This window comes from Streptomyces parvus, assembly GCF_032121415.1.
Taxonomy (GTDB): domain Bacteria; phylum Actinomycetota; class Actinomycetes; order Streptomycetales; family Streptomycetaceae; genus Streptomyces; species Streptomyces globisporus_A.
In genome coordinates this window covers 2,528,774-2,542,859 of sequence record NZ_CP135079.1, presented here as the reverse complement: position 1 = coordinate 2,542,859, position 14,086 = coordinate 2,528,774, and the positions used below count along the sequence as shown (strand labels likewise).

General features: G+C 70.1%; 9 protein-coding genes. 5 read left to right on the top strand and 4 right to left on the bottom strand.

All coding sequences use genetic code 11. From position 1 onward, the window contains the following. Window positions 1-138: 138 nt before the first annotated feature. Window positions 139-894, top strand: coding sequence for a response regulator (locus tag RNL97_RS12300; protein ID WP_030591995.1), 756 nt, complete (start codon window positions 139-141; stop codon window positions 892-894). 4 nt (window positions 895-898) lie between these two features. Here the strand turns inward: RNL97_RS12300 and RNL97_RS12295 are convergent, their stop codons facing one another. Together RNL97_RS12295 and RNL97_RS12290 are read right to left on the bottom strand one after the other, a co-directional pair. Continuing rightward, entirely contained in the window at window positions 899-2,086 is a 1,188-nt protein-coding gene (locus RNL97_RS12295) for a winged helix-turn-helix domain-containing protein (protein ID WP_243314150.1), read from the bottom strand. 63 nt (window positions 2,087-2,149) lie between these two features. Beyond that, window positions 2,150-2,740 carry a GNAT family N-acetyltransferase gene (locus RNL97_RS12290; RefSeq protein ID WP_030591988.1) on the bottom strand — a complete coding sequence of 197 codons (591 nt, stop codon included), beginning with the start codon at window positions 2,738-2,740 and terminating at the stop codon, window positions 2,150-2,152. A gap of 239 nt (window positions 2,741-2,979) precedes the next feature. On the opposite strand from RNL97_RS12290, the gene secA reads away from it, so the two are divergent. Beyond that, complete coding sequence (gene secA / locus RNL97_RS12285) at window positions 2,980-5,790, top strand: preprotein translocase subunit SecA (RefSeq protein ID WP_030591985.1); 2,811 nt, start codon at window positions 2,980-2,982, stop codon at window positions 5,788-5,790. Between the two features lie 68 nt (window positions 5,791-5,858). On the opposite strand, the gene RNL97_RS12280 is transcribed toward secA, so the two are convergent. Beyond that, on the bottom strand, window positions 5,859-6,347 hold the full coding sequence (locus RNL97_RS12280) for an Rv3235 family protein (RefSeq protein WP_030591982.1): 489 nt from the start codon (window positions 6,345-6,347) through the stop codon (window positions 5,859-5,861). 275 nt (window positions 6,348-6,622) lie between these two features. Between RNL97_RS12280 and RNL97_RS12275 the strand changes: the two genes are divergently transcribed. Both RNL97_RS12275 and RNL97_RS12270 read left to right on the top strand, forming a co-directional pair. Then, a complete protein-coding gene (locus tag RNL97_RS12275; protein WP_030591979.1) occupies window positions 6,623-7,129 on the top strand; it encodes a DUF6912 family protein in 507 nt (168 codons plus the stop codon). 63 nt (window positions 7,130-7,192) lie between these two features. Then, the gene (locus RNL97_RS12270; RefSeq protein ID WP_030591974.1) at window positions 7,193-7,879 is read left to right on the top strand and encodes an HAD family hydrolase; all 687 of its coding nucleotides are present in this window, start codon (window positions 7,193-7,195) and stop codon (window positions 7,877-7,879) included. A 169-nt stretch (window positions 7,880-8,048) separates the two neighbouring features. Here RNL97_RS12270 and RNL97_RS12265 read toward each other — a convergent pair whose 3' ends face one another. Then, window positions 8,049-8,606, bottom strand: a complete 558-nt coding sequence (locus RNL97_RS12265; RefSeq protein ID WP_030591973.1) for a DJ-1/PfpI family protein — start codon at window positions 8,604-8,606, stop codon at window positions 8,049-8,051. A 446-nt stretch (window positions 8,607-9,052) separates the two neighbouring features. On the opposite strand from RNL97_RS12265, the gene RNL97_RS12260 reads away from it, so the two are divergent. Further along, window positions 9,053-14,059 carry an NAD-glutamate dehydrogenase gene (locus tag RNL97_RS12260; RefSeq protein ID WP_030591970.1) on the top strand — a complete coding sequence of 1,669 codons (5,007 nt, stop codon included), beginning with the start codon at window positions 9,053-9,055 and terminating at the stop codon, window positions 14,057-14,059. Window positions 14,060-14,086: the final 27 nt, after the last annotated feature.

The window sequence follows — 14,086 nt, the reverse complement described above, 5'->3', positions numbered from 1 at the left end:
GGCACCCGCGCTCGGGCACAGGACCACCGTCCCGGGGCCGGGGCATGGAATCATGGCGGACCGAGCCAATCGGTGTTCCGTGAGGTGCCGTTGGCGAACGACCGACACTTCAGACCGTGGCCTTCAGGGGGAGGAACGATGGCGGACACCTTCGGGCCCGTGCGTGATGCGAACGACTCCGACGACGACACCGGTGGGTACACCGGTGCGGACGCGGACGACGCTTCTCGCAAGGAGCCCATCAGGGTCCTCGTGGTCGATGACCACGCGCTCTTCCGCAGGGGTCTGGAGATCGTCCTCGCGCAGGAGGAGGACATCCACGTCATCGGCGAGGCCGGGGACGGATCCGAGGCGGTCGACAAGGCCGCGGACCTGCTGCCCGACATCGTTCTGATGGATGTCCGGATGCCCAAACGCGGCGGCATCGAGGCCTGCACCGCCATCAAGGAGGTGGCCCCCAGCGCGAAGATCATCATGCTGACGATCAGCGACGAGGAGGCCGACCTCTACGAGGCGATCAAGGCGGGCGCGACCGGCTATCTCCTCAAGGAGATCTCCACCGACGAGGTCGCCACGGCCATTCGCGCGGTCGCCGACGGCCAGTCCCAGATCAGCCCCTCCATGGCCTCCAAGCTGCTCACCGAGTTCAAATCGATGATCCAGCGCACCGACGAGCGGCGGCTCGTGCCGGCGCCCCGGCTCACCGAACGTGAGCTGGAGGTGCTGAAACTCGTGGCGACCGGCATGAACAACCGGGATATCGCCAAGGAGTTGTTCATTTCCGAGAACACGGTCAAGAACCACGTCCGCAATATCCTGGAGAAACTGCAGCTGCACTCCCGGATGGAAGCCGTGGTCTATGCCATGCGCGAGAAGATCCTGGAGATCCGGTAGCCGGTCAGCGACCGGCGCGCCGGAACGCGTGGCCGATCTCCGTCCGGAGCGGCTCGCGCAGCTCCGGCGCGTCCACCCGGTCGACCCGGATGTCCGTGCAGCCCACCCAGGCCGCCGCCTCCACCAGCGCCTCGGCCATCGGGGCCACCGCCTTCGGACCGGCCAAGGACGCCTGCTTGGCGACCAGCGTGCTGCCCTCGCGGGCCGGGTCGACCCGGCCCTGGAGCTTTCCGCCCGCCAGCAGCGGCATCGCGAAATAGCCGTGGATCCGCTTCTGCTTGGGCACGTAGGCCTCCAGCCGATGGGTGAAGTCGAAGATCCGCTCCGTGCGCGCCCGCTCCCAGATCAGGGAGTCGAACGGCGACAGCAGCGTCGTACGGTGGCGGCCGCGCGGCTCCTTGGCCAGGGCCTCCGGGTCCGCCCAGGCGGGCTTCGTCCAGCCCTCCACCACGACCGGGACCAGCCCCGAGTCCGCCACCACGGCGTCGAACTCCTCGCCCCTCAGCCGGTGGTAGTCCGCGATGTCGCTGCGGGTGCCGACGCCCAGGGACCTGCCCGCCAGCGCGACCAGCCGCCGCCGGCACTCGGCGTCGCTCAGCTCGTCGTGCAGCAGGGCGTCCGGAATGGCCCGCTCGGCCAGGTCGTAGATCCGCTTCCAGCCGCGCCGCTCGGTGCACACCACCTCGCCGTACATCAGCGCCCGCTCGACGGCGACCTTGGACGCCGACCAGTCCCACCACTCGCCGCCATTCTTCGCGCCGCCCAGCTCGGTGGCCGTCAGCGGGCCCTCGTCGCGCAGCTGCTTGATCACGGTGTCGTACACACCGTCGGGCAGATCGTGGTGCCAGTGCGGGCGGGAGCGGTAGGCGCGGCGGCGGAACGCGAAGTGCGGCCACTCCTCGACGGGCAGGATGCACGCGGCGTGCGACCAGTACTCGAAGGTGCGACCGCCCGACCAATACGCCTCCTCCACCGTCCGGCGGCCCACCGGGCCGAGCCGGGCGTAGGGGATCAGCTCGTGCGAGCGGGCCAGCACCGAGATCGTGTCCAGCTGGACCGCGCCGAGATGGCGCAGCACCCCCGGCACCCCTGCCCGGCGGTCCGGGGCCCCCAGGAAGCCCTGGGCGCGCAGGGCTATGCGGCGGGCCTGGTCGGCGGAGAGTTCGACTGCGGGAGGAGGCACAGGCGTCATACGTCGAACCCTAGACGCCGACACTGACAGTCCGGCCCCGGAATCCCCCCTGGATCGCGGGGGTCAGGCGGGCCGGGGCGCGGGCCGCCCGGGGACGTACGGGTGGGTACCCGCGAGCCCGAGGTCGGACGGGAGCAGGGCCGCCGTCCAGGCGTCGCGCCGCACGCCTTTGTTGAGCAGCCCGGACCGTTGTTCGCCCTCAAGCCGGAACCCCGCCCGCAGGGCGACGGCCCGCGAGGCGAGATTGCCGATCTCGGCCCGCCACTCCAGCCGGTCCGCTCCGAGCGAGGCGAAGGCCCAGCGGGCGGAGCCGAGCACCGCCTCGGTGACGTAGCCGTGGCCGCGGTGCTCCTTTGCGGACCAGTAGCCCACCTCGTACGTCCCCGGACGGCTGCGACGGTCGATACCGAGCGCTCCGACGAGCGTCCCGGTCCCCCGCAGGGTCAGGGCGAAGCCGTAGGCGGAGTCGTCCTGCCAGCCCGCCGGGGCGAGCTTCGTGGTGAACAGTTCCGCGTCGGTGAGGCGGTACGGGGAGGGGATCACCGTCCAGCGCTGGATGTCCGGGTCCTGGCAGGCGGCGTGCACCCGCTGGGTGTCCTGCGGGCCGAAAGGCCGCAGGACCAGGCGTTCCGTGGTGAGGGTGATCGGCTCCATGGGCCGATTCTCGTGAGCCGGTCGCCGTGACGCGAGCATTTTCGGGCTTCCCGGCACCTTCCGTGCCTCTGGACCGTTGTCCTATAAGGGTGCGGTGAGGTCCACGCGACGGCAGCCCTCCCGACGCGGTGGTGTCCTCGCTTACGATGGCCGTTGCGGTGGGGCCCACCTGCCGTGCCCGCGCCAGAGTCCATTACACGACCCAGTGCCAGGCCCGACCGGCAAGGAGACCAGCCTCAGTGTCCGTCTTCAACAAGCTCATGCGTGCAGGCGAAGGCAAGATCCTGCGCAAACTGCACCGCATCGCGGACCAGGTCAGCTCCATCGAAGAGGACTTCGTCAACCTCTCCGACGCCGAGCTGCGGGCGCTCACCGACGAGTACAAGGAACGGTACGCGGACGGCGAGAGCCTGGACGACCTGCTTCCCGAAGCGTTCGCCACGGTCCGCGAAGCCGCCAAGCGTGTCCTCGGGCAGCGCCACTACGACGTACAGATCATGGGTGGAGCCGCCCTGCACCTCGGCTATGTGGCCGAGATGAAGACCGGTGAGGGCAAGACCCTCGTCGGCACCCTGCCCACGTATCTGAACGCGCTCTCGGGCAAGGGCGTGCACCTGATCACGGTCAACGACTACCTCGCCCAGCGTGACTCCGAGCTGATGGGCCGGGTCCACAAGTTCCTGGGTCTGTCCGTCGGTTGCATCGTCGCCAACATGACCCCGGCCCAGCGCCGCGAGCAGTACGCCTGCGACATCACGTACGGCACGAACAACGAGTTCGGCTTCGACTACCTCCGCGACAACATGGCGTGGTCCAAGGACGAGCTCGTCCAGCGCGGCCACAACTTCGCCGTGGTCGACGAGGTCGACTCCATCCTGGTCGACGAGGCGCGTACGCCGCTGATCATCTCCGGCCCGGCCGACCAGGCCACCAAGTGGTACGGCGACTTCGCCAAGCTGGTCACCCGCCTCACCAAGGGCGAGGCGGGCAACCAGCTCAAGGGCATCGAGGAGACCGGCGACTACGAGGTCGACGAGAAGAAGCGGACCGTGGCCATCCATGAGTCCGGCGTCGCCAAGGTCGAGGACTGGCTCGGCATCGACAACCTCTACGAGTCGGTGAACACCCCGCTCGTCGGTTATCTGAACAACGCCATCAAGGCGAAGGAACTGTTCAAGAAGGACAAGGACTACGTCGTCATCGACGGCGAAGTCATGATCGTCGACGAGCACACCGGCCGTATCCTCGCCGGCCGCCGCTACAACGAGGGCATGCACCAGGCGATCGAGGCGAAGGAAGGGGTGGACATCAAGGACGAGAACCAGACCCTCGCCACGATCACCCTGCAGAACTTCTTCCGCCTCTACGACAAGCTCTCCGGCATGACCGGTACGGCGATGACCGAGGCCGCCGAGTTCCACCAGATCTACAAGCTCGGCGTGGTGCCGATCCCGACGAACCGGCCGATGGTCCGCGCCGACCAGTCGGACCTGATCTACCGCACCGAGGTCGCGAAGTTCGCCGCGGTCGTCGACGACATCGCCGAGAAGCACGAGAAGGGCCAGCCGATCCTCGTCGGCACCACCTCGGTCGAGAAGTCCGAGTACCTCTCGCAGCAGCTCTCCAAGCGCGGCGTCCAGCACGAGGTCCTCAACGCCAAGCAGCACGACCGGGAGGCGACGATCGTCGCCCAGGCGGGCCGCAAGGGCGCCGTCACCGTCGCGACGAACATGGCCGGACGAGGCACCGACATCAAGCTCGGCGGCAACCCGGACGACCTCGCCGAGGCGGAGCTGCGCCAGCGCGGCCTCGACCCGGTGGAGAACGTCGAGGAGTGGGCGGCCGCGCTGCCCGCCGCGCTGGAGGCGGCCGAGCAGGCCGTGAAGGCGGAGTTCGAAGAGGTCAAGGAGCTCGGCGGGCTCTACGTGCTGGGCACCGAGCGCCACGAGTCGCGCCGTATCGACAACCAGCTGCGCGGTCGTTCCGGCCGTCAGGGCGACCCGGGCGAGTCCCGCTTCTACCTGTCGCTGGGCGACGACCTGATGCGCCTGTTCAAGGCCCAGATGGTCGAGCGCGTCATGTCGATGGCGAACGTCCCGGACGACGTCCCGATCGAGAACAAGATGGTCACCCGCGCCATCGCCTCCGCCCAGTCGCAGGTCGAGCAGCAGAACTTCGAGACGCGTAAGAACGTCCTGAAGTACGACGAGGTGCTCAACCGGCAGCGCGAGGTCATCTACGGCGAGCGCCGCCGCGTTCTGGAGGGAGAGGACCTCCAGGAGCAGATCCGGCACTTCATGGACGACACGATCGACGACTACATCCGGCAGGAGACCGCCGAGGGCTTCGCCGAGGAGTGGGACCTGGACCGGCTGTGGGGCGCCTTCAAGCAGCTCTACCCGGTGAAGGTCACCGTCGAGGAGCTGGAGGAGGCGGCCGGGGACCTGGCGGGCGTCACCGCCGAGTTCATCGCCGAGTCGGTCAAGAACGACATCCACGAGCAGTACGAGGAGCGCGAGAACACCCTCGGCTCCGACATCATGCGTGAGCTGGAGCGCCGCGTCGTCCTCTCGGTGCTCGACCGCAAGTGGCGCGAGCACCTCTACGAGATGGACTACCTCCAGGAGGGCATCGGCCTGCGCGCGATGGCGCAGAAGGACCCGCTGGTCGAGTACCAGCGCGAGGGCTTCGACATGTTCAACGCCATGATGGAGGGCATCAAGGAGGAGTCCGTCGGCTACCTGTTCAACCTGGAGGTCCAGGTCGAGCAGCAGGTCGAGGAGGTTCCGGTGCAGGACGGTGCCGAGCGTCCCTCCCTGGAGAAGGAGGGCGCCGCCGCCCCGCAGATCCGTGCCAAGGGCCTGGAGGCCCCGCAGCGGCCGGACCGGCTCCACTTCTCCGCTCCCACGGTGGACGGCGAGGGCGGTGTCGTCGAGGGCGACTTCACCAACGACGACAGTGTGCCGTCCGGTGCCTCGGACGGCATGACGCGTGCGGAGCGCCGCAAGGCCCAGAAGAGCGGTGGCGGCGGTCGCCGCCGCAAGAAGTAGCAGCAGAAGAAGCACCCCGGCAGGGGCCGGACACCGCGTGGTGTCCGGCCCCTGCCGCGTCTGCCGCGTCACCGGGTGCCCGGTGCGCCGGCCGTGAGGCGTTCGCCCCCCAGCTCCACGGCGGCGCAGCGCCAGCGCTGGTCGGCGCCCTGTTCCAGCCGGAAGGCCATCGCCCGCACCCGGTCGCCCGCGGCGATGCTGGCGAACGCCTCGACCACCCCGGTGGCGGGCTGGGCGCCGCGGCAGTGGCGGAGGACCGGGCGGCTGCCGTGGGTGGCCCTCAGCGGGGTGCTGGGGGCCAGTTCGGCGAGCTGGTCGTAGGCCTCGCCGATGGTGTGGCCGAGCATCCAGTGCACCGGGCGCTGGCCGCTGAGGACCGCGAGCAGACGCTCGGCGAACCACTGGTGCGGCCGCTGCGGCCGGTGGGGGTGGAGCCTGCGGGACCGCTGTGGCGGCACCGACCGGGGACCGCCCGGTGTAGACCGGGGGCCGCTCGGCGCCGAACGGGGACCGTTCTGGTCGCGTCGGCCGGCGGGCCTCGTCCTGTCCGTGCTCATGATCCATCGCCCCCGTTGACCGGGCCCGGCTTCTACCGGGCGGTAACTTTTGTTGGGGATCTTCTACGGGTGCGGTCGTCAGCGACGCAAGGGGCCTCCGGGCGCCGATCCGGTGCGGGCGGTTTCACCTATCCGTGGCTCGGCCCTTGCGAGGCAAGGGCGACGGCGGGGGTGACGGGGCGTCGGCCGTGGACGGAGGCCCCCGGTTGCCGAAACCCGAAAGGGGACGCTCCCACGTATCCTGAGGACGTTTCCCCCTACGAAAGCGGCCTGCCATGCGCGTGTACGTCCCCCTGACCCTCTCCGGTCTCGCAGCGGCGCACGGGGCGGGCGAGGTCGGCCCCGGGCCGCTGACCGCCTACGCGGTGACCCCCGGGCTGCGGGAGTGGTACGTCTCCGACGACATCGAGGAGCTGGAGTACGCGGCACTCAACCGGGCCGCCGCCGCCTCGCTCCGGATGATCGCCGGGAACCCCGACGAGGTGCGCCGCCGGGTCGTCGTCGCCGTCGACGTACCGGACGGGTCCGCCGCCGCCGACCCGGACCACGGGCTGAGCGCGGCGTCGCTCGGTGAGGTGAAGATCGCCGCCGCGCTGCCGCTCGCCAAGGCGGCGGCGGTGCACGTGGACGCCGACGACGCGGAGAAGGACGTGGCCGCCGCGGCGGCGGCCCTGGGGGCGGCTGACCTCGGCGACGACGACGCGCAGTTCACGGTGGACGGCGCCGAGGACCACGAGCTGCTCTGGTTCGGCGTGCAGGAGATTCCGCAGCTCATCCGCTGAGGCGGGAGCGGGGCTCGCGCCGAGCCGGCGGGGTTGTCGGACCCGGCGGGTATTTTTCTCCGTATGACTTCCGGGACGACACGCACACATCTGGTCTGGGACTGGAACGGCACGCTGCTCGACGACACGCATGCCGTCATCCAGGCGACGAACGCCGCGTTCGCCGAGGTCGAGCTGGCGCCCATCACGCTGGAGCAGTACCGGGAGATGTACACCATCCCCATACCCCGGTTCTACGAGCGGTTCCTCGGCCGGCTGCCCACGGAGGCCGAGTGGGAGCGGATGGACGGCGTCTTCCACCGGTACTACACGGAGCAGCGGGCGGCCTGTGGGCTCACCGCCGGGGCGGAGGAGCTGCTGCACGAGTGGCAGCGGGCCGGGCGCAGCCAGTCGCTCCTGAGCATGTACGGGCACGAGCAGCTGGTGCCGGTGGTGCGGGGGTACGGGATCGAGCCGCGGTTCGTCCGCGTCGAGGGGCGTACCGGGCCGTCCGGCGGGAGCAAGGCGCTCCACATGGAGCGGCACTTCGCCGCGCTTTCGGGGACGGGCGGTGTGGACGGGTTCTCGCCGGAGAACGTGGTGGTCATCGGGGACGCGCTGGACGATGCGGTGGCGGCGGCGCATGTGGGGGCGCGGGCGGTGCTGTACACCGGGGGGTCGCACAGTCGGAGCAGTCTGGAGGGGGCGGGGGTGCCGGTGGTGGACAGTCTGGGGGAGGCGGTGGCGTTGGCGGAGACGTTCGCCGCGTAGCGGGTTCCGGCGCGGTGGGGCGGGTTTCGGGGCGCTGCCCCGGGCCCCGGTCCTCAAGCGCCGGACGGGCTGGGAATGTGCCTGCGGGCCGGGGTGTGGCTGAGCCGAAAGACGTCCTGAAGCCCCGGACGGGCTTGAGAGGGTGACCGGGCCGGCTTGGAGGGGCGTCCTACGGGGTTGATTTCAGGACCCTCAGGAACTCTCGCATCCATGCCGCGTGGTCCGGCCAGGCTCTCGACGAGACCAGTGGGCCGTCCACCACCGCCTCCGTGTCCTGGAACGTCGCACCCGCGCCCTGCATGTCCGGTTCCAGGGCCGGGTACGCCGTGACGGTGCGGCCGCTGAGGTTGCCGGTGGCGGCGGTGATCAGGGGGCCGTGGCAGATCTGGGCCACCGGGCGGTCCGCGGAGAAGAAGGCGCCGACGATCTTCCGCAGTTCGGCGTTGTTGCGGAGGTATTCGGGGGCCCGGCCGCCGGGGATGACCAGGGCGACGTAGGCCCCGGGGTCGACCTCGGAGAAGGACAGGTCGGCGGGCCAGGTGTAGCCGGGCTTCTCCGTGTACGTGTCGAAACCGGGCTCGAAGTCATGGACCACGAAGCGGAGCGTCTTGCGCTCGGGGGCCGCGATGTCGACCTCGTACCCCTCCTCCAGCAGCCGCTGGTACGGGTAGAGGACTTCGAGCGACTCGGCGGCGTCGCCGGTGACGATGAGGATCTTCTGCGGCATGGCGGACTCCTCGGGGGCGATCGGCCCACGGCGGGTCGGCTCGCGGTCTGCCGGTGGCCTGTTTCGGGACTCTAGGGACAGGTTGCCCCGCTTCCGGGAGTTCGCCAAGGCGGCGCGGCGCACTGTCCAGAGTGTCAAAGTTCGGGGGGTTCTTTTGTACACAAGCAGCTCATGACGCAGTGGGGTGCGGGAGAGATAGCCTGGTGCCGTGATCAGCGCGATACGCCTCGGGGGCAGCGAAGCCCCCGGCCGCCGCCCGGAGTGCCACAGCACCCGGGCGATCCGCGATCTCCCGACTCCGGACCGGCCGTCAAGAATGGCCCATGTGGTCCCGGGGAACTCTCGAAGCGGCATAGCGTCGACCCAGACCGGAAACCCCGCGTCGTGGCGGTACGTCGCTTTTCTCACCTACGTCACGCAACGGCGCGCGACAGGAGCCAGAGGACATGCAGACCAAGCTGGACGAAGCCAAGGCCGAGCTGCTCGCAGGGGCCGCCAAGGTAGCTGACAACGGTCCGGGCGGTGGTGTCGGTGGCCCGGGAGGTGCCCCCCGGGCGCGGGTCTCCGGCGCCGGGGCCGACGCGGGCGCCTCCGCCGGTCAGGACACGGTGCTCGCCTACCTCCAGCGCTACTACCTGCATACGGCTCCGGAAGACCTCAGCGGCCGTGACCCGGTCGACATCTTCGGCGCAGCCGCCTCGCACTACCGGCTGGCCGAGAACCGACCCCAGGGCACCGCGAACGTCCGGGTGCACACCCCGACCGTCGAGGAGAACGGCTGGGCCTGCAGCCACTCCGTCGTCGAGGTCGTCACCGACGACATGCCCTTCCTCGTGGACTCCGTCACCAACGAGCTGTCCCGGCAGGACCGCGGCATCCACCTGGTGATCCACCCGCAGGTCACCGTCCGCCGCGATGTCACCGGCAAGCTCATCGAGGTCCTCTCCGGCGGTCCGGGCATCCCGAAGGCCACCCAGGACCGGAAGAAGTCCAAGGACGCCAAGGCCGAGCTGCCGCACGACGCGCTCGTCGAGTCCTGGATCCACGTCGAGATCGACCGCGAGACCGACCGCGCCGACCTCCAGCAGATCACCACCGACCTGCTGCGCGTCCTGTCCGACGTACGGGAGACCGTCGAGGACTGGGGGAAGATGCGCGACGCCGCCCTCCGGATCGCCGACGACCTGCCGGACGAGCCGCTCGACGACCTCGCCGACGAGGAGGTCGAGGAGGCCCGCGAGCTGCTGCGCTGGCTGGCCGCCGACCACTTCACCTTCCTCGGCTACCGCGAGTACGAGCTGAAGGACAGCGACGCGCTCGCCGCCGTCCCCGGCACCGGGCTCGGCATCCTGCGCTCCGACCCGCAGCACAGCGAGGACGAGGCCCACCCCGTCAGCCCGTCCTTCGACCGGCTGCCCGCCGACGTCCGCGCCAAGGCCCGCGAGCACAAGCTCCTCGTCCTGACGAAGGCCAACAGCCGGGCCACCGTGCACCGCCCCAGCTACCTCGACTACGTCGGCGTGAAGAAGTTCGACGCCAAGGGCAACGTCGTCGGCGAGCGGCGCTTCCTCGGCCTCTTCTCGTCCGCCGCCTACACCGAGTCCGTGCGCCGGGTGCCCGTCATCCGCCGCAAGGTCGCCGAGGTCGTCGAGGGCGCCGGCTTCTCGTACAACAGCCACGACGGGCGCGACCTGCTCCAGATCCTGGAGACCTACCCGCGCGACGAGCTGTTCCAGACGCCCGTCGACCAGCTCCGCTCCGTCGTGACCTCCGTCCTCTACCTCCAGGAGCGCCGCCGGCTGCGGCTCTACCTGCGTCAGGACGAGTACGGGCGCTACTACTCCGCGATCGTCTACCTCCCGCGCGACCGCTACACCACCGGCGTGCGCCTGCGGCTGATCGACATCCTCAAGGAGGAGCTCGGCGGCACCAGCGTCGACTTCACCGCCTGGAACACCGAGTCGATCCTCTCCCGGCTGCACTTCGTCATCCGGGTCCCCGCCGGCACCGAACTGCCGCATCTCACCGACGCCGACGCCGACCGCATCGAGGCGCGCCTCGTCGAGGCCGCCCGCTCCTGGGCCGACGGTTTCCAGGAGGCGCTCACCGCCGAGCTGGGCGAGGAACGAGGCGCCGAACTCCAGCGCCAGTACGGCCACTCGTTCCCCGAGGGCTACAAGGCCGACCACTCGCCGCGCGCCGCCGTCTCCGACCTGGTCCACCTCGAAACCCTCCGGGAGGGTGAGAAGGACTTCGCCCTCAGCCTGTACGAGCCCGTCGGCGCGGGCCCCGGCGAGCGCCGCTTCAAGATCTACCGGACCGGCGAGCAGGTCTCCCTCTCCGCCGTCCTCCCGGCCCTCCAGCAACTGGGTGTCGAGGTCGTCGACGAGCGGCCGTACGAGCTGCGCTGCGCGGACCGCACCCACGCGTGGATCTACGACTTCGGGCTGCGGATGCCCCTGGCCAACGGCAACGGCGGCTACCTCGCCGACGACGCCCGCGCCCGCTTCCAGGAGGCCTTCGCCGCCGTCTGGAAGGGCGAGGCGGAGAACGACGGCTTCAACGCGCTGGTCCTCGGCGCCGGGCTGAACTGGCGCCAGGCCATGGTGCTCCGCGCCTACGCGAAGTACCTGCGGCAGGCCGGTTCTCCCTTCAGCCAGGACTACATGGAGTCCACGCTCCGCAACAACGTCCACACCACCCGGCTGCTCGTCTCGCTCTTCGAGGCCCGCATGTCGCCCGGCCGCCAGAGCGCCGGCACCGAGCTGACCGACGGGCTCCTGGAGGAGCTGGACGGGGCCCTGGACCAGGTCGCCTCGCTCGACGAGGACCGGATCCTGCGGTCCTTCCTCACCGTCATCAAGGCCACCCTGCGGACCAACTTCTTCCAGCACACGGAGGACGGCACGCCGCACTCCTACGTCTCGATGAAGTTCGACCCGCAGGCCATCCCGGACCTGCCCGCGCCCCGGCCGGCGTTCGAGATCTGGGTCTACTCGCCGCGCGTGGAGGGCGTCCACCTGCGCTTCGGAAAGGTCGCCCGCGGTGGGCTGCGCTGGTCGGACCGGCGAGAGGACTTCCGTACGGAGATCCTCGGCCTGGTCAAGGCGCAGATGGTGAAGAACACCGTCATCGTGCCCGTCGGCGCCAAGGGCGGCTTCGTCGCCAAGCAGCTCCCGGATCCGTCCGTGGACCGCGACGCCTGGATGGCCGAGGGCATCGCCGCCTACCGCACGTTCATCTCCGCGCTGCTCGACATCACCGACAACATGGTGGCCGGCGAGGTCGTGCCGCCCACCGACGTCGTCCGCCACGACGAGGACGACACCTACCTCGTCGTCGCCGCCGACAAGGGCACCGCGAGCTTCTCCGACATCGCCAACGAGGTCGCCGTCGCGTACAACTTCTGGCTCGGCGACGCGTTCGCCTCCGGCGGTTCGGCCGGCTACGACCACAAGGGCATGGGCATCACCGCCCGGGGCGCCTGGGAGTCCGTCAAGCGGCACTTCCGGGAGCTGGGCCACGACACCCAGACCGAGGACTTCACCGTCGTCGGCGTCGGCGACATGTCGGGTGACGTCTTCGGCAACGGCATGCTGCTCTCCGAGCACATCCGCCTGGTCGCCGCCTTCGACCACCGGCACATCTTCATCGACCCGAACCCGGAGGCCGCCCCCTCGTACGCCGAGCGGCGCCGCCTGTTCGACCTGCCGCGCAGCTCCTGGGCCGACTACAACACCGACCTGCTCTCGGCGGGCGGCGGCATCCACCCGCGCAGCGCCAAGTCGATCCCGCTCAACGCGCACATCCGCGAGGCGCTCGGCATCGACGCGTCGGTGACCAAGATGACGCCCGCCGACCTGATGCAGACGATCCTCAAGGCCCCCGTCGACCTGGTGTGGAACGGCGGCATCGGCACGTACATCAAGGCCGTCTCCGAATCGAACGCCGACGTCGGCGACAAGGCCAACGACGCCATCCGCGTCAACGGCGAGGACCTGCGGGCCAAGGTCGTCGGCGAGGGCGGCAACCTCGGCGCCACCCAGCTCGGCCGGATCGAGTTCGCCCGCAACGGCGGCCGGATCAACACCGACGCGATCGACAACAGCGCCGGTGTGGACACCTCCGACCACGAGGTGAACATCAAGATCCTGCTCAACGGGCTGGTCCGGGACGGCGACATGACCGTCAAGCAGCGCAACAAGCTGCTCGCCGACATGACCGACGAGGTCGGCGCGCTCGTCCTGCGCAACAACTACGCGCAGAACGTCGCCCTCTCCAACGCCTCCGCGCAGGCGCCCTCGCTGCTCCACGCCCAGCAGCGCTTCATGCGCCGGCTGGAGCGCGACGGCGCGCTGGACCGGGCCCTGGAGTTCCTGCCCGCCGACCGGCACATCCGGGAGCTGCTCAGCAACGAGAAGGGGCTCAGCCAGCCCGAGCTGGCCGTCCTGCTCGCCTACACGAAGATCACGACGGCGGACGAGCTGATCTCCACCGTCCTGCCGGACGACCCGCACCTGCAGAAGCTGGTGCACGCCTACTTCCCGAGCGCGCTGCGCGAGCGGTTCCCCGAGGCGGTCGACGGACACGCGCTGCGGCGCGAGATCATCACGACGGTCCTGGTCAACGACACGGTGAACACCGCCGGTTCGACCTTCCTGCACCGGCTGCGGGAGGAGACCGGGGCGTCGATCGAGGAGATCGTCCGGGCCCAGTTCACCGCCCGCGAGATCTTCGGGCTGTCGCAGGTGTGGGACGCGGTCGAGGCGCTCGACAACAAGGTCACCGCCGACGTCCAGACCCGGATCCGGCTGCACTCGCGGCGGCTGGTCGAGCGGGGTTCGCGCTGGCTGCTGGGCAACCGGCCGCAGCCCGTCGCCATCGCGGAGACCATCGACCTGTTCCGGGACGGGGTCGAGCAGGTCTGGAACGAACTGCCCAAGCTGGTCCGGGGCGCCGACCTGGACTGGTACCACTCGATCCTGGACGAGCTGACGGCCGCGGGCGTGCCGGACGAGCTGGCGGTCCGGGTGGCCGGGTTCTCCTCCGCCTTCCCGGCGCTGGACATCGTGGCCATCGCCGACCGCACGGGCAAGGAGCCGCTGGAGGTCGCCGAGGTCTACTACGACCTCGCGGACCGGCTGCGGATCACGCAGCTGATGGACCGGATCATCGAGCTGCCGCGGGCCGACCGCTGGCAGTCCATGGCCCGCGCCTCGATCCGCGAGGACCTGTACGCGGCGCACGCCGCGCTCACGTCGGACGTCCTGAGCGTGGGGAACGGGTCCTCCACGCCGGAGGAGCGGTTCCGGGCGTGGGAGGAGAAGAACGCGGCGATCCTGGCCCGGTCGCGCTCGACGCTGGAGGAGATCCAGGGGTCGGACGCGTTTGACCTGGCGAACCTGTCGGTGGCCATGCGGACGATGCGGACGTTGTTGCGTACGCACGCGTAGGGGTCGTTGTACGTCCGAGGGGCCGGC

Excerpts from the sequence above, each read along its gene's own strand:
- RNL97_RS12300 (WP_030591995.1), top strand. The coding sequence starts at position 139 with ATGGCGGACACCTTCGGGCCCGTGCGTGATGCGAACGACTCCGACGAC.
- RNL97_RS12295 (WP_243314150.1), bottom strand. The coding sequence starts at position 2,086 with ATGACGCCTGTGCCTCCTCCCGCAGTCGAACTCTCCGCCGACCAGGCC.
- RNL97_RS12290 (WP_030591988.1), bottom strand. The coding sequence starts at position 2,740 with ATGGAGCCGATCACCCTCACCACGGAACGCCTGGTCCTGCGGCCTTTC.
- RNL97_RS12280 (WP_030591982.1), bottom strand. The coding sequence starts at position 6,347 with ATGAGCACGGACAGGACGAGGCCCGCCGGCCGACGCGACCAGAACGGT.
- RNL97_RS12275 (WP_030591979.1), top strand. The coding sequence starts at position 6,623 with ATGCGCGTGTACGTCCCCCTGACCCTCTCCGGTCTCGCAGCGGCGCAC.
- RNL97_RS12270 (WP_030591974.1), top strand. The coding sequence starts at position 7,193 with ATGACTTCCGGGACGACACGCACACATCTGGTCTGGGACTGGAACGGC.
- RNL97_RS12265 (WP_030591973.1), bottom strand. The coding sequence starts at position 8,606 with ATGCCGCAGAAGATCCTCATCGTCACCGGCGACGCCGCCGAGTCGCTC.
- RNL97_RS12260 (WP_030591970.1), top strand. The coding sequence starts at position 9,053 with ATGCAGACCAAGCTGGACGAAGCCAAGGCCGAGCTGCTCGCAGGGGCC.